The organism is Streptomyces sp. NBC_01017, assembly GCF_045162795.1.
Classification (GTDB): domain Bacteria; phylum Actinomycetota; class Actinomycetes; order Streptomycetales; family Streptomycetaceae; genus Streptomyces; species Streptomyces machairae.
This window is the reverse complement of record NZ_CP108683.1, coordinates 965,490-982,901: the sequence shown is the minus strand read 5'-3', so window position 1 is coordinate 982,901 and position 17,412 is coordinate 965,490. Positions and strand designations below refer to the sequence as shown.

Annotated in this window: 13 protein-coding genes and 5 pseudogenes; 7 read left to right on the top strand and 11 right to left on the bottom strand. The window is 65.8% G+C overall.

Translation table 11 applies throughout. The annotated features are described in order from the left end of the window. Positions 1–390: 390 nt before the first annotated feature. A pseudogene (locus tag OG331_RS04850) lies at positions 391–746 on the bottom strand (transposase); the annotation flags it as partial. A 473-nt stretch (positions 747–1,219) separates the two neighbouring features. On the opposite strand from OG331_RS04850, the pseudogene OG331_RS04845 reads away from it, so the two are divergent. Next, positions 1,220–1,831 (top strand): annotated as a pseudogene (locus OG331_RS04845) (transposase family protein); the annotation flags it as partial. A 12-nt stretch (positions 1,832–1,843) separates the two neighbouring features. On the opposite strand, the gene OG331_RS04840 reads toward OG331_RS04845, so the two are convergent. After that, positions 1,844–3,064: an ISAs1 family transposase gene (locus tag OG331_RS04840; RefSeq protein ID WP_406191867.1), complete on the bottom strand. Its 1,221-nt coding sequence runs from the start codon at positions 3,062–3,064 to the stop codon at positions 1,844–1,846. A gap of 151 nt (positions 3,065–3,215) precedes the next feature. Between OG331_RS04840 and OG331_RS04835 the strand changes: the two are divergent. From OG331_RS04835 to OG331_RS04825, 3 genes and pseudogenes are all read left to right on the top strand, one after another. Next, positions 3,216–3,356 (top strand): annotated as a pseudogene (locus OG331_RS04835) (IS5/IS1182 family transposase); the annotation flags it as partial. Between the two features lie 339 nt (positions 3,357–3,695). Then, a complete protein-coding gene (locus OG331_RS04830; protein WP_406190362.1) occupies positions 3,696–5,120 on the top strand; it encodes an IS1380 family transposase in 1,425 nt (474 codons plus the stop codon). Between the two features lie 389 nt (positions 5,121–5,509). Continuing rightward, complete coding sequence (locus OG331_RS04825; RefSeq protein WP_406191865.1) at positions 5,510–5,710, top strand: EF-hand domain-containing protein; 201 nt, start codon at positions 5,510–5,512, stop codon at positions 5,708–5,710. Positions 5,711–5,856: 146 nt separating this feature from the next. Here the strand turns inward: OG331_RS04825 and OG331_RS04820 are convergent, their stop codons facing one another. From OG331_RS04820 to OG331_RS04810, 3 genes and pseudogenes are all read right to left on the bottom strand, one after another. Continuing rightward, a complete protein-coding gene (locus OG331_RS04820; protein WP_406210912.1) occupies positions 5,857–6,300 on the bottom strand; it encodes a hypothetical protein in 444 nt (147 codons plus the stop codon). Continuing rightward, entirely contained in the window at positions 6,294–6,584 is a 291-nt protein-coding gene (locus OG331_RS04815; RefSeq protein ID WP_406191863.1) for a transposase, read from the bottom strand. Before OG331_RS04815 ends, OG331_RS04820 begins: the two co-directional genes overlap by 7 nt. A 25-nt stretch (positions 6,585–6,609) precedes the next feature. Further along, positions 6,610–6,678: pseudogene (locus tag OG331_RS04810) on the bottom strand (hypothetical protein); the annotation flags it as partial. 477 nt (positions 6,679–7,155) lie between these two features. On the opposite strand from OG331_RS04810, the pseudogene OG331_RS04805 reads away from it, so the two are divergent. After that, positions 7,156–7,292, top strand: a pseudogene (locus OG331_RS04805) (IS1380 family transposase); the annotation flags it as partial. A 321-nt stretch (positions 7,293–7,613) separates the two neighbouring features. Here OG331_RS04805 and OG331_RS04800 read toward each other — a convergent pair. The 4 genes from OG331_RS04800 to OG331_RS04785 form a co-directional block, all read right to left on the bottom strand. Then, positions 7,614–8,612 (bottom strand): hypothetical protein, encoded by a 999-nt coding sequence (locus OG331_RS04800; protein ID WP_406191862.1) that lies wholly within the window; start codon positions 8,610–8,612, stop codon positions 7,614–7,616. A gap of 147 nt (positions 8,613–8,759) precedes the next feature. Beyond that, positions 8,760–9,998, bottom strand: coding sequence for a hypothetical protein (locus tag OG331_RS04795; protein WP_406191860.1), 1,239 nt, complete (start codon positions 9,996–9,998; stop codon positions 8,760–8,762). A 626-nt stretch (positions 9,999–10,624) separates the two neighbouring features. After that, positions 10,625–13,159 (bottom strand): hypothetical protein, encoded by a 2,535-nt coding sequence (locus OG331_RS04790; RefSeq protein WP_406191858.1) that lies wholly within the window; start codon positions 13,157–13,159, stop codon positions 10,625–10,627. A gap of 72 nt (positions 13,160–13,231) precedes the next feature. Further along, positions 13,232–13,420: a hypothetical protein gene (locus OG331_RS04785; protein WP_406191856.1), complete on the bottom strand. Its 189-nt coding sequence runs from the start codon at positions 13,418–13,420 to the stop codon at positions 13,232–13,234. 564 nt (positions 13,421–13,984) lie between these two features. Between OG331_RS04785 and OG331_RS04780 the strand changes: the two genes are divergently transcribed. Together OG331_RS04780 and OG331_RS04775 are read left to right on the top strand one after the other, a co-directional pair. Beyond that, a complete protein-coding gene (locus tag OG331_RS04780) occupies positions 13,985–14,941 on the top strand; it encodes an IS701 family transposase (RefSeq protein WP_406191854.1) in 957 nt (318 codons plus the stop codon). 378 nt (positions 14,942–15,319) lie between these two features. Then, complete coding sequence (locus OG331_RS04775; RefSeq protein ID WP_406209706.1) at positions 15,320–16,120, top strand: transposase family protein; 801 nt, start codon at positions 15,320–15,322, stop codon at positions 16,118–16,120. 69 nt (positions 16,121–16,189) lie between these two features. Here OG331_RS04775 and OG331_RS04770 read toward each other — a convergent pair whose 3' ends face one another. Beyond that, positions 16,190–16,837 (bottom strand): hypothetical protein, encoded by a 648-nt coding sequence (locus tag OG331_RS04770; protein WP_406191852.1) that lies wholly within the window; start codon positions 16,835–16,837, stop codon positions 16,190–16,192. 84 nt (positions 16,838–16,921) lie between these two features. Beyond that, the gene (locus OG331_RS04765; RefSeq protein ID WP_406191850.1) at positions 16,922–17,233 is read right to left on the bottom strand and encodes a hypothetical protein; all 312 of its coding nucleotides are present in this window, start codon (positions 17,231–17,233) and stop codon (positions 16,922–16,924) included. Positions 17,234–17,412 lie beyond the last annotated feature (179 nt).

The following is a 17,412-nucleotide window of genomic DNA, read 5'->3' as shown; positions in this document are numbered from 1 at the left end:
CCTATCTGGCACAGGCGCGGAGGGCCACAAGCCTGCCCAGGGAGCGACCTACGGGGTACGGGCCGACTTGCTCACCGTGGCCGGGAAGTAGACCGTGGTGACGTCAGCACCACGCAGCGTAGGCGCCGGCAAGATCTCACTGCAGCTGGGCCCTACCAGCGGTGGAGGAGCGGTCATGAAAAGGCTCCGTGCATCGCTGCGGCAATGGGACTCCTTGTCATCGCCGCGACAGCGTGCACCGACACTGACAGCGGCTCTTCAGCTCCTGGCGTGAGCGGCACCACGATTACCATCGGTAGTCACATGTCGCTCACTGGCCCGGTGGCTGTTGCAGGCAGCCAGGTCACCCCAGCCGCGAAAGCGTACTTCGACAATGTCAACTCAGCAGGGCCTGACCAGGCCGTGGGTGTCGAGCTGGGCCAGCCAGGCTGCATCGGAGACGTCCGTCTTGCGGCCGGGCAGGTTCTTGACCTGCCGGGCGTTGACCAGGATCACGTTCAGGCCCTCGTCCAGCACGTAGTGGAAGGGGCTTCCGGTAGTCCGAGGTCGCCTGGATCGCAACCAGCGTCACCTGTGTGGCGAGCGGGTGGTCCCGCAGGGCGAGGACTGCGTTCGTCGTCGATCCCCACGTTGTGGTCTGGGTTGTGAAGGACCCCCGGCTGTTTCGTACTCGGGGTTCGGACGCAGGCCTTGGCGTCCTTCTTGCCGATGTCGAGGCCTGCGCAGCGTTCGTGTAGTACGTCCAGGGCCTTGCTTCCTCCCTGGCGGACGAACCCGTCGTACGTCGTTCCGGGAGGGCCAGGGTGTATCAGGAATTCTGACGCACGTGCTCGCATCAACACTGCACGGTTTCCGTGGGTGGCCCCCGGTACCACGCTGACCTGCGAGCTCACCGGCATCACAGAGGTATCGGTTTCGGCCGGAACGAGTTCCTCCGGCGTCCCGGACCGGCATCAGCCCATGTCGGGGGAGACAGAAGTATCCCCAGCGCGCCGCGGCATTTACCACGCCCTTGGCGTGTACCGAAGGTGCGCTGGATCGCTGACCTGCGAATGCTCAGGTTGAAACAGGTTCACTGAGCCGTTTTCATCCTGTCTCTGGGGGGTGAACTGGCAGGTCAGTGGGGGTGGGTAACGAGACGAGGCCCCTGGTCGTTGCGGTGGTGTTCTCTACGCACCACGCATCGCCCGAGGAGCCTCGCTTGGTCCCGTATCGTGCCATGGTCGACGTCCCGCATGAGTTGGTTGAGCACGTTTCCTGGCTCATCTACGCACGAAGGTGTGAACGCCGTACGAGGTGGCGGAAGCTGGGCTGCTTCAAGCGGGCCTTGCTCGCCCTGGTGCACCTGCGCAAGAACGAGACGATAACCGCGCCGGCGGCAGGCTTCGGTGTCTCGACAGCCACTGCGTGGCGCTACGTCGACGAGACCCTGGACGTCCTTGCGGCCTGGGCGCCGGGCCTGCAGGAAGCCCTGGCCGGGCTGGGCGAGGGCGACTTCGTCATCGTCGACGGCACCTTGATCGCCACCGACCGCGTCCACGCGGACGGGCCGTACTCCTCCCAAAAGCACAAGCAGCACGGCATGAACGTCCAGGTGATCGCACGTCCCGACGGCACACCGCTCTGGTTCTCCCGGGCCACGCCAGGACGCACCCACGATCTGACCGCCGCCCGTGCTCACGGCATCATCCAAGCCTGCCTCACGAGACAGATCCTCGTGCTCGCGGACCGCGCCTACCAGGGCGCCGGCGCCACCGTCCGCACCCCATACAAGAACCACCGCGAACAACCCGCGCGCTACCAGGAGTTCAACCGCGATCACGCCCGGCTGAGCAGGGCTTGATCAAGTTCCGTAGGTGTCGCGGTTGTTGATGATGCCCAGGATCGGGAGTGCTCGTTCGGGTTCGTCGCGGATGGCCCGGGTGGTCTTGGCGATGTTGTTGGCTCCGAGGACCTTCAGCACGCCGATGGCGAGGTTGCGGAAGGTCGCCATGGCCCGGGGCGCGGTCCCGGTGTGGACGGTGGAGGCGTCCTCGGCGAAGGTGACGTCTCTGATGTGGTGCGAGGAGTTCTCCACTCCCCAGTGCCCGCGAATCGCGGCGGCCAGGTCGGCCGGGCAGGCCTGGTGGGCGTCCAGGCTGGTCACGGCGTAGACGCTCTCACGACTCTCGCGCCGGCCGGTGAGCTTGCGGCGGCGGTGGATGCGGATGGCCAGGCGGGCGTGGGGAAACGGGATTCCGCCGAGTTCGTCGGCGATTCCGCAGGTTTTGATCGAGCGGGACTCCCGCCGGCCGTGCCCGGTCCCGGAGGCGGTGTGCTGGACGGCGATGTCCCGCCAGGGCAGGGCCGCCAGCCGGCGGTGGGCGGTCGGCTGGTTGGTCTTGATCACGGCGATGTAGTGCGCTTTCTTCGTCTCGACAAGCCAGGAGACGTTCGCCTTGACCGAGTGCAGCGCGTCGAAGGTGACGACAGTGCCGGCCAGGTCCAGCGGCTCCAGCAGCGGGCGGAAGTGGGTGGTCTCGTTCGTCTTCGCGCCGACCTCCACCTGGCCGAGGGTCACGACTGGGCCGTGGGTGACCACCGACAGCAGGTGCCGGCGTGCCGAGGTGAGACGGGCCGAACCCTTGAGCGCTTTGCCGTCAAGGGCAAGGACGCGCAGCCGCCCGGGCGCGGGTGCCGCCGGCTGCCCCGTGGGCCTGGTCGCGGTGCCGGTGACGGCGTGGTGCCGGTCGGTCAGGTAGGCGCCCACCGCCCGGTCCAGGGCATCACCGTCCACGGCGCCCAGCACGCGCCCGATCGTCACGGGCGAGGGGGTGCGCCGCCACCCGAGCAGATGACGGCGGATACCCAGGGCCGCCAGTAGCCTGCCCGAGGCCCTCGCACCCCATTCGGCGAGCTCGTCGATGCTCTTCGCTCCCGAGACGACCGCGCAGGCACACACCAGCAGGATCGACGTCAGCGAGTACCACCGGCCCCGCCGCGAGCGTGGGTCGGGGATGGAGTCGAAGTAGGGACGCAGGTCGGCGACCTGGCCGACGTCCAGCGACCCCAGATTCCCCAGCACGGCAGGGATCGGAGAAGATACAGCGGCAGGCACGGGCCACCTCATGATCATCGGGCGTAAGACACCACAATGATCACGAAGCCCGTGCCTGCACTGCTATCTACCCCTCACGCAACAACTGCCGCGAGCATGGAACTTGAAGCCGCCCTGCCGGCTGAGGGCGCCGGGCGAACGCGCCTTCGCACAGCTGAAGTCCTGGCGACTGCTCCGGCGGGCCAGATGCTCCACCCGCCGCATCGGCACCATCGTCCAAGCCGTCCACACGCTGATGACCTGCAGCTATTCAGGATGAAAACGGCTCACTGAGCCTCGTCAACCTAGATCAGCTGTTGATCGGACACAGACCTGCTGTGAACGCATGGGTGTCCTCCCGGGCCCGGCGTGCCTTGTTCTGCTGGTGACCGGGGTGGTGCCCTGCCGGCCCCGGGTTGTGCCGTTCTGCCCCGTGCGGGATTTGTGGTGCGCTGATGGTTTCGGCTGGCCACCGGGGCGTGCGTACCTGGTCGGCGTTGACCTCCGTTCTTCAGCGGAGTTGGGTGACCTGGCGGCCCGATAGAAGAAAGGTGCCCGTGACCTGCAAGGATGTGAGTGTCTAGGTCATATCCGGTGCAGATGTCAGGACACCTTTCTGGTGATCGAGGGTACAGCGTGGGACCGCGGGCTGTCCGTGGGGGCTGGCGGGAAGGGCATGGTCGGGCATGCGGGAGCGGTGCTGCTGCGCCGGCTCGCCGACCGGACGGGGCTGGTCATCGCGCTGACCAGGGTGTTTCCCGCGGGCGGGAGCGGTTGGCGGGACCGGGCGGTGGTCTTCGTGCAGCTGGCGATATCGATCGCGCTGGGTGCCCGGAGCGTTCTCGAGGCCGAGCAGCTCTCGTTGCACCAGCGGCGGGTGTTCGGGCCGGTGGTGTCGGACTCGACGATGCACCGGATGCTCGCGGCCTTCGACGAGGACATGTTCGCCGCCCTGTCCCGGGCGAGGGCCCGGGCGAGACGCGTCGTCTGGACCTTGCTGACGCTGCGGCCGAACGGTTTTCCCTGGATGAGCGTGGCAGGCAAGCGCCTGGACAAGTGGGTGATCGTCGACGTCGATGCCACGATTATCACGTCCGCGTCGAAGAAGGACGGGGCGGGCGCCACGTTCAAAAAGACATACGGCTTCCATCCACTGGCTGTCTGGTGCGCGAACACCGGCGAGTGCCTGGCCATGATGCTGAGAAGCGGGAACGCCGGCTCGAACACGGCCGAGGACCACATTGCCGTGCTGGACGAGGCCCTCCGCCAGATTCCAGGCTCCTCGAGCGCGAAACTCCTGGTCAGGGTGGACGGCGCCGGGGCCACCCACAAACTGCACGAGTATCTGCGGGATTTGACCACCCGCCGTCGCCGGGTCCGTTTCACTACCGGCTGGACCATCACCGATGCGGACGAGGCGGCGATCGCCCGCCTCCCGGAACGGGCCTGGGAGCCGGCCCTGCAGCAGGACGGCAGTCCTCACGAGGAGTACGAAGTCGCGGAGTTGACCGGGCTGAACGAGCGGGAAGGCTGGATCGACGGACTGCGGCTGATCGTCCGCCGGGTCAGACCGTCCCGAAGGCACCTGAAGAACCTCACCGACCTGGAGAAGAAGACCGGCTGGAAGTACTCCGTCGTCGCGACCGACATCAGCAAGATGACCCGCATCCCCGGCTCGCACCAGATCCAGTGGCTGGACGCGCTGCACCGGCAGCACGCGGTCGTTGAGGACCGCGTCCGGACCGGCAAGGCCACCGGCCTACACAATCTTCCGTCCAAGTCCTGGACCATCAACCGCAGTTGGATGGCGGCAGCCAACACGGCCGCGGACCTGGATGCCTGGCTGAGGCTCCTGACCCTGCACGACCAGGACGACCTTGCCGAGGCCGAGCCGCAGACCATGCGGCTGCGGATCTATCACCAGCCCGCCCGCCTGGCCCGCCACGCAAGGCGCCGATACCTCCGCCTCGACCCGAGTTGGCCCTGGACGGACGCCTTCGTCCTCGCCTGGAATCGACTCACCGCCCTGCCACAGACCACTTGACCTGCACGAACGCATTCCGACGCGAGCCAGGAAGGAGGAAGACCCGCAGTCCCGGGCCAGTGGAACCCGGCGCAGCCGCAGCGACACGCGACGACTCCACGCGCCCACTGGCGGAACAAACGGGGTGAAGCCACGACCTCAGACCGTCAGCAACCCCGTTGAATGATCGAGGTTGAGTTCTCGGGTCGATTGTCACTCTGGCTTGGTGTTCGTCGTGGTGGTGGGGCGGTCATTTCCGGGGTCGGGCGAGGGATTGTATGGAGATCGAGTGCGATTGCTGGGGGAGCCGTCGTAATGCCTTGTCGGCGGTCGGGGGTTAGCATGAAGTGTGAGGGAGCTGATAGTGGGCTCAGTAATCACCTCGGTAATCACTGTGTGAGGGAGGCCTTGTGGCTGGCGACAAGCGGGCGGCATTCGACGAGATCGACACGGACGGCGACGGGTTTATTACGGCTGCGGAGTTCGCTGCAGCGCTGAGGGCCGGCAGTGAGAACGTCTCTGACGATAATGTCGCCGTGATTATGGGGATGGCCGACAAAAACGGGGACAAGAAGATCAGTTTCGAGGAATACGTGACGTTCGTCCGCTGACCCTTGCTGACCCTTCAGTCCTAGAGCGCGGTTGGTGGCCGGGTGGGGTTCTGGCGTCGGTTCGGCGTTTGCGGTAGCAGGCACGGGCAAGGGCTTGGTGGAGGCGGCGCCATCGTGACCAGTGCAGACCGTGACGGATCCGCTGCTCACGCGATGGCTGAGGAGCCATCAGGATGAGGAGGCGGGCGGCCTCGAAGGCGGTGAGGTTTGATCGGGATGAGTTCACCGGGGACGGTGGGGTCACTCCGGTTCCACTGTGTGGGGCGGAACGGCTTGCGCGTCGCGGCGTTCGGCGGCGGCCTGGACAGCCAGGAACGCGGCGGCCAGCTGGGACAGGGTGATGTGCCGGTACCAGCTGTGGAAGTCTCGGGGCGGCGCCGGGCCAGCAGCCGGCGGGCGGTGCCGCTGCCGGCCGGTGCGTCCGGAGCGGGTATCCGGCGCACCCACCACTGCCAGGTACGGGGGTCCAGTTGGGAGGGGCCGGCGGGCAGTTCGACCCCGTCCTCACCCGCGCAGCGTTCCACGAGGCGGGCGAGGTGGCGCCAGCCGGGGCGGGGCAGCACACCCTGGTTGGCCTGCACCGTCACCACGTAGGGCAGGCCCAGGTCCTCCAGGTGCCGGCGGAGGCGCCGTCGCGGCCGTAGACCTCGTCGGCGGCCACCCACACCCGCCCCTGCGGCAGGTCCGGCACCGCCCGGTCGATCATCTGCTCGGCCAGGCGCGGCTTGACGGCGAAGGCGACCCGGTCGGGAACGCGCGCGCGGCGACACCGCTTCCGGTCCTTTGTCCACTCGCGGGGCAGGTACAGCTCCCGGTCGATCAGAGCCTGGCCGGTGCCGCTCGCCCAGGCGGCCGGCACCCGCCCGCCTGGCAAGGGAAAACTCCGCCAGAGCGCCGCAGTACCGGCGCGCCACTCCGGCCGAGGCGTTGCCGCGCTTGGCGAAGCCAGTCTCGTCCACCACCAGCACGCCTGCTCCACCGGGCCCGGCCCCCGCCCCGTCGCAAGAGCGCCTCGCGGACAGAGTTTCCCCACTGCATCAAGGCTCGCTTCGCGCGCTTGTCCGGCGGCCAACGGCGCTCTTCGATCATCGCCAACCCGGCCGGCGCAGACTCTGCCCAAGCGCACCAACGGCCGCTTCCGGCCCGCACGCCACCGCCACCACGATCCGGCCTCGAGATAGGAAACGCAACAGCGGTCGGACCATAGCACCCCGATTCCGGGGCCACAGCGCACCCCTTTCCACCCGGTTGCCTACGCCAGTAGGTCGGATCAACCGAGGGCTGCGCAAGCGCGGCGGCGTCGGCCGGTCGCCGCCGCGTCGTCTCCATGTCTTCGCCACCGGCTGCACGTCGCCGCCCGTCCGTCGCCACACGCAGCGGCCACATTCCAACACGGGCACGGGGGCGAACGATGATCCCCAACGGTTACGGTCAAAATCGCTTTCCTGGCGGTCGCGCTGAGCGGGGACTGTCTGGCGAATGTCGGGATGCTGCCGGGCGGAGCGGCCGTGTTCGGACCGGTGGCCCCCGACCCGACCGCTTCCGGCTCATCGACAAGCTCGCCGCGTACGAATCGAAGAGTGAGCCTTTTCAACTCGGAACTTCGTGGAGGAAGGAAGCCGCCGCCGAACTGGGCAAATTGGTCAGGCATGTCACCCGATTGGTGGGCGCTCTGAAGAGGCTCGGTCTGAGCGCGATCCGGGGTCGGCGCGGGCCGAAGTACGCGAGCGGGCCTGGAAGTTGGGTGGCTCTTCTTCGCCGGACGCCACCGGACAAGCGATCGTGGAGTGGGACGGGGTACAGGCCCTGACCCATTCCATCCCTCAGGCTGCAGAGTTGAGACGTCAGACATCTCGCTCAACAGTCCGGGGGCCTCGCCTGCTACGCGTCGGCGCCGTGACGATTACTTGTCCTTCGCCTTCGTCGGTGGCAGCGCGAAAGCGGGAGCCCGAGAAAGCATGCGTGAAAGTTCTTCACATTCTCTCATTATTTCAGCGATGAAATTCTCCAAAATCTCAATTTTCACATTCATTATGGCGCGTATCCTCTCGGCCTTGGCGCCGTCAGATTCCTTGGCAGCATCCACTTCCAAGTTGGCGGCATCGCTGGCCAAATCCCTGTATTTCTCGCCGGTCTTGTACTTGGCTTGCTGCCGCTGTGAGTACACGTCCCTTTGCTGGAGGCGCGTATTGCTGCCCTGTCCACCATACAGCTGTTTACATTTTATTATTCCGCCCGCGAGAACACAAATGAAAAACACGAGCGCAAAGATGGACGCGATAAGGGATCCGATACCCAGTCTTTCCTCTCTGTCAGCCACGCCAGGCGCCGTGTCATTACTGCCGCGGACTGCTTCGCTGCTTGCCATCCAAGCCCAAGCGATGAACGCGCTGGATATTGCGGTCCCCAGGGTCGCTACCGGATAAAGGATAGAATTCGAGGCCAAAGACCAGCGTTGAGCCTCTTCTTCTTGCGTTTCGCCGCGAAGGTCTCGCTTAGAGAGCTCATGGTTCAGAGTGTACACACCCTCTTCCGCGTGAATATCATAAATCCTCCTGCAGTTCTGGACAGTCGCCCATCCGAGGTTCGTGAGATCGTACCAGATATCCCCCAGTTCGCCGGCCATCTCCTCAGGGGGATTTCCATTCCCGATCCAGCCTTCAATTGTAGGAACATCGACCCCGAAATACTTCGCCAGGGCCAGGTTGGTAGCGCGCACTACCAGTTCCCCATCCCTGTTTTCTTTTACCCCCGACTTTACTGCGCGATCGATGGTCACCTTCATTCGACGCTGTAGGTCATCAACAGAGAAATTCGAGTACTTCTTCTTACTCTTCGGCTTCACATCCGGGTCTTTACCTTTACTGTCTGCGAAGCCTTTGTCGCTGCTGGTGTCTTCCATGGCTGCACCGCCTTCCATGTCTCGGGTTCCGAGGTTGCTTCGAGTGGAGAGGAGTCATTGGAGGAATACCTTTCCATGATCCCTCTGTGGCGAAGTTTCAGCCGCTCCGGACGGCCTCAATGCGTGCTCACCTGAAGCGCAGGAATGTCAGCCATCGCCGTTCTCCATCTCCGCCAGCAGGTCCAGGACATTCGGGGTGATCCCGAACATTTCTTCAAGGAACTTCTCCGGCTTGTCGCCGTACTGGGCAAGTTTTGCGAGCTGGGGAAGGGTCTCCTCGAACTCTTCCTTGCTTTCGAACAGTTCCGATAGAAGGCGGGTGTCAGTAAGAGATTCCGGAGCAATATCGGGCATCTGTACAAGGGGCGCATCCGAGTCGGCGAAAAACTCGGAGAATTGTGCCAGCAGGGGACCGGCGGCAGCGAAGGCTTCGCTGTTTCCGAGCAGGTCCGATATCATGGAAATTGTAGCGGCTTGGGGCATCTGTGCGTCATTCGGCGCGGCGGTAATGTCGTGGGTGCCCATGTCCTGCCCGGAGAGTGCGCACCGCGACGCGAATTCGATCAGAGTCTGCTGTGGATCGGTGGCACCGCGTGCTTCGATTTCTGCCAGGAGGAGTGGGGCGATGGGGAGGCCGGCAGGCACTCCAGCGACCGTGAAAGTGTCCTCAAATGTGAGCTTAAATGAGTCGAGGAGGACATTGCTTACCCATGTCTTCATTGCAAGCACATACTCGGCATCGACAGCTTCCGCACCCACTGTGGCGCAAACGGCCTCGGCAATGACCGGCGCGTCCGCGGCGAATGCACACAGCAATGAGAAATCGGACACGGTCTGCTGTGGATCGGTGGCGCCGCGTGCTTCGATTTCTGCCAGGAGGAGTGGGGCGATGGGGAGGCCGGCAGGCATTCCAGCGACCGTGAAAGCGTCCTCAAATGTGAGCTTAAATGAGTCGAGGAGGACATTGCTTACCCATGTCTTCATTGCAAGCACATACTCGGCATCGACAGCTTCCGCACCCACTATGGTGCAGACAGCCTCGGCAATGGCAGAAGCGCCCGCTTGCACATCAGGTGTGCGCTCAGCTTTCACGCCAGGTGTGTGCATACCCATGGCCGTGTCCTGCTCGGCGGCTGCACATAGCCTCTCGAAAACGGACATGGCCTGAAGTCCATCACCGACGCCGAGGACCCGGAGTGCTCCCAGGAGCGGCTCAAGGATTTGAGCAGCCCCCTCGACCACTTTCCCGTCTTTGAAAACCAGGCCGAAGTCCCGGCCGATGAAATCGGTTACCCACGCCCTCACGGAGAGCACGTAGGAGGAGTCAGTTTGGCCCGCCTCCGCCACCTCACGGATCGCCGCAGCAATCCCTTCTGCATTATCCATAGAATTCCCCAGTGACGACAGGATCGATACTTCGCAAGGCAGAGCCCCTCCGCGCCCTCAACTGTCTCCCGGCCCAGACCCAGACCACCAGCCTGGCCAGGGCAGACCTAAGGGCACGGCCACGAACCCACTTGGCCCGCCTTCTTCTCCTGCGCAGTCACAGGTCTGGAGAGTGCAGACGAGCGGGACGGTGAGGTTCCCTCGAGATTGAGAGAGGGGCCAGAGCGGCGTCGTTCAGAGGTTCGATCCGATTCGATGCTGGTGCAGGTGACGGATATGGCTGCGGAGTTCGCGGGGCCGGAACGCAGGCAGGCACGGCCTCCGGGTGATCACGAGGCGTCGAGCCCCTGATCACCACATGGCGAGAGCCCGCCTGCCCGTTGATCATCGCCCACCCCGCCGGCCTGAGCCGCCCGCGTTGTCCGGTCCACCGGGCCCGGGGATGACCCGGGGCTTGTCTGCCTCGCAGGCGGTGCCGGATCCCCCGACGGGCGCAGGGACGGCGTCATCTCCTCACCTACATCCTCACGCTCGCCGCGTCCGCGTTCTGGCCGGTAGTCGGGGGCGGTGTGGTGTGGTCGTGGGGGATTGCGGTTTTCGGTGCAGGTGTTTTTGGGGTGGTTTGTTTACCGTTCCACGAAGTATCCGCCGCCGATGTATCCGTCGTCGTCGTCGCGGGTGGTTGGGTCTGGCTGGGGGTCTGGCCGGCGGGCCTGCTCGTTCGGTTCGTCGTCGTCTTCGTTGTCTTCGGCTTCTGTGGAGTAGGGCGTGGGGGTTGGGGTTGCGGGTCCGAGTTCGCTCAGGTCGGCTGAGGACGGCATGTGCTCCTTCATGGTCTCGGCCCAGTTGGTTTCCGCGGTGGACACTCCTTCGCGTGAGGCGTCCACTCCGAGAGCTTCGCATTCGTCGGCCGTCAGGAGCAGGGCAATGTTCTTCGGCGGTCTGTCTTTCGCCGTGAGCTGCTGCCATGCCTCGCGAAAGGTCTCAAGATCCTCCATTTTTTGGACCTGGGAGAGCGCAGTCACGTAGTCCTTGCCTCGGGACGCTTCATCCAGGAGGTCGGTGCCGTACAGGTGGGCGCATTTGACGTACGCCTGATGGAATTTCCTTTTTCTCCTTTTAAGCTCACGGGGATCGTCTTCGATTTTGCAAAGCATTCTTGCACTGTTGATGTCAGCCGTGATACCGCCCTTGATGAATCCCCTGGCCGCTGCGTTGCGGGCGGTGTCGTGGCGGGTCTCCAGTTCTGCGTAGGTAATCGGTTCGCCACTGTGGTCCAGGGCCTGGTCGAGAGCGCCTGCTCGCAGCATGGTGTCCTTGTATGTCGTTGTCCCGCCGGATCGGTCGGAGGCCACGAGTCTGACGTTGCTGGCATGGAGCATGAATCGGTTTCTCAACAGCCACTTGACGGCATTTTCATGGTTTTCCACCAGCGGGCGGTAGTGGCCGCTGTCGTTGTCGGCCACCGACAGCACGTCATCCACGGAGAAAGCCTGCTCGAAACCCGTGATGAGCGCCGTGCCTTGCTTGTTCGCGGGCAGGTCGCCTTCCGGCACCAGGACGGTGGCGCCGTCGTCGCTTTCCGTGGTGTACAAGGGCTGCCCTTCGGCGTCCGTGGCAGGGACCTGGACCTGGGCGACGGTGCAGATGCCTGCGCTGATGACTCGCCCGCCCTGCACGTTGCTGCTGTGGCGCAGCACGACCTCGACGACTCGGTGCCTGGACGGATCCTGCTCCGTCTGCAGGCGTTCGAGGAGTTGGGGGATATTTCCGAAGGTCTGCAGGTCGGCGTTCTGCAGAATCTCGGGCGGAATGTCGAGGTTTTGTGCCTGGCCGTCGACTGTCTCAAGTTTCCAGATCAGGTTCAGGTCGTCATTGAAGAGATAAAAGTTGAAGTCCGGGTCGAGTACCCAGCCGTAGCGCCCGGCGGGCACCCTCTCCCCGCCTTGCATGAACACCCACGGTTGGGGCGGCTCTGCCCCCTCGTCGAGCACACGAGTCACTTTGCGCCGGCTCCGTGTCTCCTTGGGCAGATACAGGACCAGCCGCGACGGCTTGACATCGTCTTCGACGTACGAGTGCCCCATCGGTACCGTGGCGTCGGGCGCCACCGTCGACTTCATGGCCTTCCGTTCCGAGGACGAAAAGCGCGCCTTCGCCGCTTTCCTCCGCAGGGCCCGCACGCCGTCGGCGTAGAGCATTTTCACTTCGCTGAACTGCTCGTCACTGGAGTACTGCATTTCGGAACCGCCCGCGCCGTCCGCGACCTGCCGGACCCACCATACCGGTTTGCGCTTGCGCAGCTTCTTCGGTTTATCCTCGTCAGGCTCCGCCGGTTTGTCCTCGTCAGGCTCCGCCGGTTTGTCCTCGTCAGGCTCCGCCGGTTTGTCCTCGTCAGGCTCCGCCGGTTTGTCCTCGTCAGGCTCCGTCGGTTTATGCTCGTCAAGCAGCTTCGGTTGGGACAGCAACGTCCCCTTCGGGGGTACGCTGGCGGCGGCCATTCGTTCGTCCCATTGGGCAAGAAATGCCGTCGTCCGTGCCCTGTCCTCCGGGGTGAACGTGCCATCGAGAGAGTATTCCCCTTCGGTGGCGGAGATCTCGCGGTAGAAAAGGGTCGTATCGCCGAAGACGTAGGACTGGAGCGCCTTCACCTCGAAACTGTAGGTGGGCTCTGCCGGTTCGTTCCAGTAAAGCAGGTAGCCGGCTTTGTCCTCCGCTTCGAGGACCTGGTTGTTGTCGCCGACGCTCTCGAGCCAGGGCGCGCCGCGGGTGCTGTGCCGCACGGCGCGAACGGTTGGCGTCAGCGCGCTCAGCACCATGCTTTCGATCACCCATTCGGGCAGGTCGAGGGGCGGTTCAATGTATGACGCGTCCTGGGGCGAGGGGACTCCCTCGCCCGGATCGGAATCGATCATGTAAGTCAACAGGCCCCGCAGGCCGCCCTCGGTCTCTGTGCCCCACAGCAGCGAGCGCAGGTCGGCCCGTTGGGCACACAGAGCGTCACGGAACGCCCGCCACGTATCGGGTACGGCTATCTCCCTGACGGCCTGCTTCACCGTCGCAAACTTAGGGTCCAACACACTCATCAGGATCTCCTCATGCTCCGACAGCTGCCCCTCTGCGGCCATGCCCGCGCCGGCGGACAGGTTCCCTACGGCCACCGCCGGCACCCTCACGCTAGACGCACCGGCCGCCGGCGGAGCGGGCCTGCAGGGCAGCCAAGAAGGAAGACCTCAGTTCCCGAAGCCAGGACCGGATTCAGCCGCATCCAGCGGCGCCGGGCCGGCTGTTGAGGTCTGCGTTTGCGGTGTGGCGTTTTGGCTGCGTCCTGACCAGCCGGTCGCGGTGACGAATCCGTGGACCGGGCCGGGCCGGTACTGCACCTGTTCGAGACGGATCCGGACCAGCTCGGCGGAGGTCATCGATGCTGCACGGGGTCCTTGCGGACGGTCCCGGCGCCGCCGGCGCGGCGGACGCACTGCAGCAGTCCGGCCGGCCTGGTCCGCGGACCGTTGGGCCTGGGCGCCGCCGGGCAGCAGATCACGCAGCAGCGCGTGGAGCCGGCCGGCCGTGCGGGCCCGGGCCCGGGCCGGCCGGGGGCCCGGGTCCGGGCCGGCTTCTCACGCCGTTCGTCCCCGAGAGCCGGCGCCGTGGTGTGGTCCTCGGGCTCGACATCCGTCCGTCTTTCTGCCAAGGGGGTGACGGTGGCTGCGGCCGCGGCGCCGATCGTTTTTGCGCCGTCCGCCGTGGGAGAGTTCGCGCACTCGACTGCTCGCCGCGGCAGGCACGTCGACGACGCTCGCGCCGCGGGCGACGAGCCGCTGAGCGAGATGCCGGCCCGCTCCGTCCGGCGTTGTCCACGGCCGGCTTGCGCTGCGGCCGCCGCTCGGCCCGGGCCGGCAGCCGCCGGTAGTCCGTCGGGCTCGCCTCGATCCGACCAAGCGCTCACCCGCCGGTACGCCGTCGCCGGGCTGGCGGACGACGGCGTGGGCGCGGGGCCCGGCGGGGCCGGGGTGCTGGTGGTGGACGAGACCGGGTTCGCCAAGCGCGGGAAGGCTTCGGCCGGGGTGGCGAGACAGCACTCCGGGACGCTCGGCGGGGTATTCCCCTGCCAGATCGGGGTGATGTGCGCGTGGGCCACCGGTGCGGGGCAGGCGTTGATCGACCGGGAGTTGTACCTGCCGCGGGAATGGACGGACGATCCGGATCGCTGCCGGGCCGCGCACGTGCCCGGGCAGCGCGGGTTCCTGACCAAGCCACGGCCGGCGGAGGCGATGATCGAGCGGGCGCTGCCCGGCCTGCCCCAGGAGACGGGGAAGGTGTGGGTAGCCGCCGACGAGGTGTACGGGCGCGAGCGTGCGTTCCGTTTCTTCCTGGAGGAGCATCGTCTGCCGTACGTGGTCAACGTGCAGGCGAACTCGCCGGTGCTGCAGCGTCCGGGCCGGCGGCACGCCGCCCGGCTGGTGGAGCGGGTCGCCCGGGAGGAGGACTGGGTCGAACTGCCCGCCGGGCCCTCCCAGTTGGATACCCGCACGTGGCAGTGGTGGGTGCGGCGACTCCCCGGCGAGGAGGAGATGGCCGATGGCCAGGCGTGGGCGCGATGGCTGGTCGCGCGACGCCGCCTGGAGGATCCCGGCAAACGCGACTACTACCTGGGCCGGGGCCCGACCGACACCCCGGTCGAGGAGATCGTTTTGGTGCCGGGTGCGCGCCGGCGGGTGGAAGAGGCGATCAAGCCGGCGAAGTCCGCCTGCGGGATGGCTGACTACGAGGTCCGCTCCTTCCACGGCTGGTACCGGCACGTCACCCTCGCCCAGCTGGCCGCCGCGTTCCTGGCCGGCTGCGACGCAGCCACCGCCCGCGAGAACGGCCCGCCGGCCCGGACCCGCTACGGCCGGCCCCCGCCGACAGCGCCCGTAGCCGAGAGAGGGGGACCCGCCTGATCCCAGCAGCCCGCCCGCCCCCGTCCGCTTCACCGCCTTCGAGATCAGGCGCCTGCTCATCTTGCTCACCCCGCTGCCCGAACGCCACCAACGCATCCGGCACGCCATGGCCTGGTCCGCCTACCGCCGCCTCCACCAGGCCGTCGCCCGTGCCTGCCACCGACGCCGCCGAACACGCGCTCACACCGTCCCAGCCGAACCCGACACACTGAGTCTTTCCCGGTAAGCGGCCGTCGCTCGCTGTGATCGTGATGCTTCCGCTGCGGCTCGTGTGGTCCCCAAGTCCGGGCAGGCGTAAGGCCCCTGGTAGGAACGATCTTGCGACGGATTGTTCTGACCGAGGGGCCTCACGTGCCGACCAGTGTCACATACACCGCGGTGCTCGACGTGGAGCGGTCCACCGCCGAGCACCTGGCTCGGCTGCTGCGCGACCACCGCATCGCGGCCGGAACCCGCAGGGGCAGGCGTGCGCCGGGCTGCTTCCGGCAGGCAGTGCTCGTCCTGCGCTGGTTCATCGACAACGCCCGCCTTTCCCAACTCGCCCGCGACAACGGCCTGTCGACCTCCACCGCCTACCGTTACCTCCATGAAGGACTGACCGTTCCGGCGGCCGGGGCACCGGACCTGGCGACTGCGCCGGAACGCGCGAAGGCCGCCGGGCTGACACATCTGAACCTCGACGGCACCGTCGTCCGCACGGATCGCGTCGCCGCTCCCGGCCCCAACGACGCGGACCTCTGGTGGTCCGGAAAACATCAGCACCATGGCGGGAACGTGCAGGTCATCTCAACCCCGGACGGCCGGCCGATCCGGGTCTCACCGGCCCGCCCGGGCCGCGAACACGACACCACCTGCGCCCGCCACCACGGTCTGCTTGACGCCCTCAACCGGATCGCCGCCGAGCTGGACATGCCGACCCTGGCCGACCTCGGCCACGAGAACGCCGGCGACGGCTTCCGACACCCGTACAAGAAGCCCGCCGGAAGCGAGCTGACCGAGGCCCAGCAGACGTACAACAAGGTCATCCGCGGCATCCACGGCGTCTGCGAGCGCGCCAGCTCCCTGCTCAAGACGACCTTCAAAGCCCTGCGCCGGATCAGCCTCGACCCCAGCCGCATCACGAAGATCGCCGCCGCAGCCCTCGTCCTGCTCCAGCTCGAGTACGACCGCACCATCTGATCAATCACGCAACGTCATGATCCGTTACTGGCAAAGACTCACTGACAGAACTCCTGCAGCCACCGTGATCTACAGCTGCCGTGACAGTGCCTGATCGGCCAGGCGGTAGATTTCCTGGCCTGTTTCGCTGGTGCAGGTTTCACCGAGCTCGGTCCTGTACCACATGATCATTCGGCTCATTTCGGCAATCTTGCTGTCTGCGTATTTGATGGATATTTCTGTTGCTTTCGCTTGGGCTATCAGTGTGTCATGGTCGGCGTCGCCTGCAGCCCGGGTGATGGCGAGGACGGCGGCGCCGTCGAAGGCCTGCTGCCGACTGCTTTCCCTGAATTGAGTAAACGCGCTCAGTCGTTTCTCCGCCAGGAGCAGTTCGCGGCGCATGTCGGCGACCTCCGAGATCTTCGCAAGGATCCATCGGTGGTGGCGAATGTAGTCTTCCGCTGCTTCCCGGGTGGCCTGTGAGGGCGGCGGTCTTTCCTTGTCCGGGTCCATGGCGTCCGGGGCCCAGTTGAGGTCCGCCTCTATTTCTTCGGACTTGAAATTTTTCCCGGACATGTCCTGGAGGAAATTCCAGAAAGGAAGGCGATACTTTCCGGGATTTATATTCTGGAGTATGTCGTGCTGATCGGGTACGTCATTGGGGCTGGCGCTGTGCATTGCGGAAATCGTATAGGCGGAGAGTGTTGGTCCGCATTCAGTTGCCCTGCGGATTTCCATTGTTAATCCTTGGGTTTTGTATGCGATGTGCCATTTGCGGTGATGCCGTCCTTGCCTGTGGCCGAACCCCTGTTGGGACGCCGGTCAGGCCCTCAGCCCCATGGGCAATCCCGCCACGCCGGGCGGGCCGTGGCCGGTGCGGCCGGTGGCGGCGGGGGTTGCGGGCTGGTGGCAGTTCCAGCACGTGCTGTCGGTGTCGTACCACGTGACATCGCACTGCCTGCATTCGAAGCGTTGCGCGACGATGGCTTTTTGCGCGGGGACCTGCGCGCTGACGGCTTTTTGTGCGCAGACCACAGGCCGGCACCACTGTCCTTGTGCAGGAAGCGGGGCCATCGGCGGGTGCCATGTCTCGTGCTGCGCCGGCGGCGCGTCGGGCGGGATGGGTTGCGGCATGCTTCGCATCCTGGCGCGGCGGGGGAGTGCGCTGGATGGGCCTTCGGGCACTTCCTCGGGCAGCTGTAACGTCCCCGCGGTCGGGACTGCCCGGCTCCCGGTTTCGGGCAGGCGCCGGCGCAGCCCATCGGAGCAGGTACATGCCGATGATCTCGCCCTTGATCGCGACATGCGACACG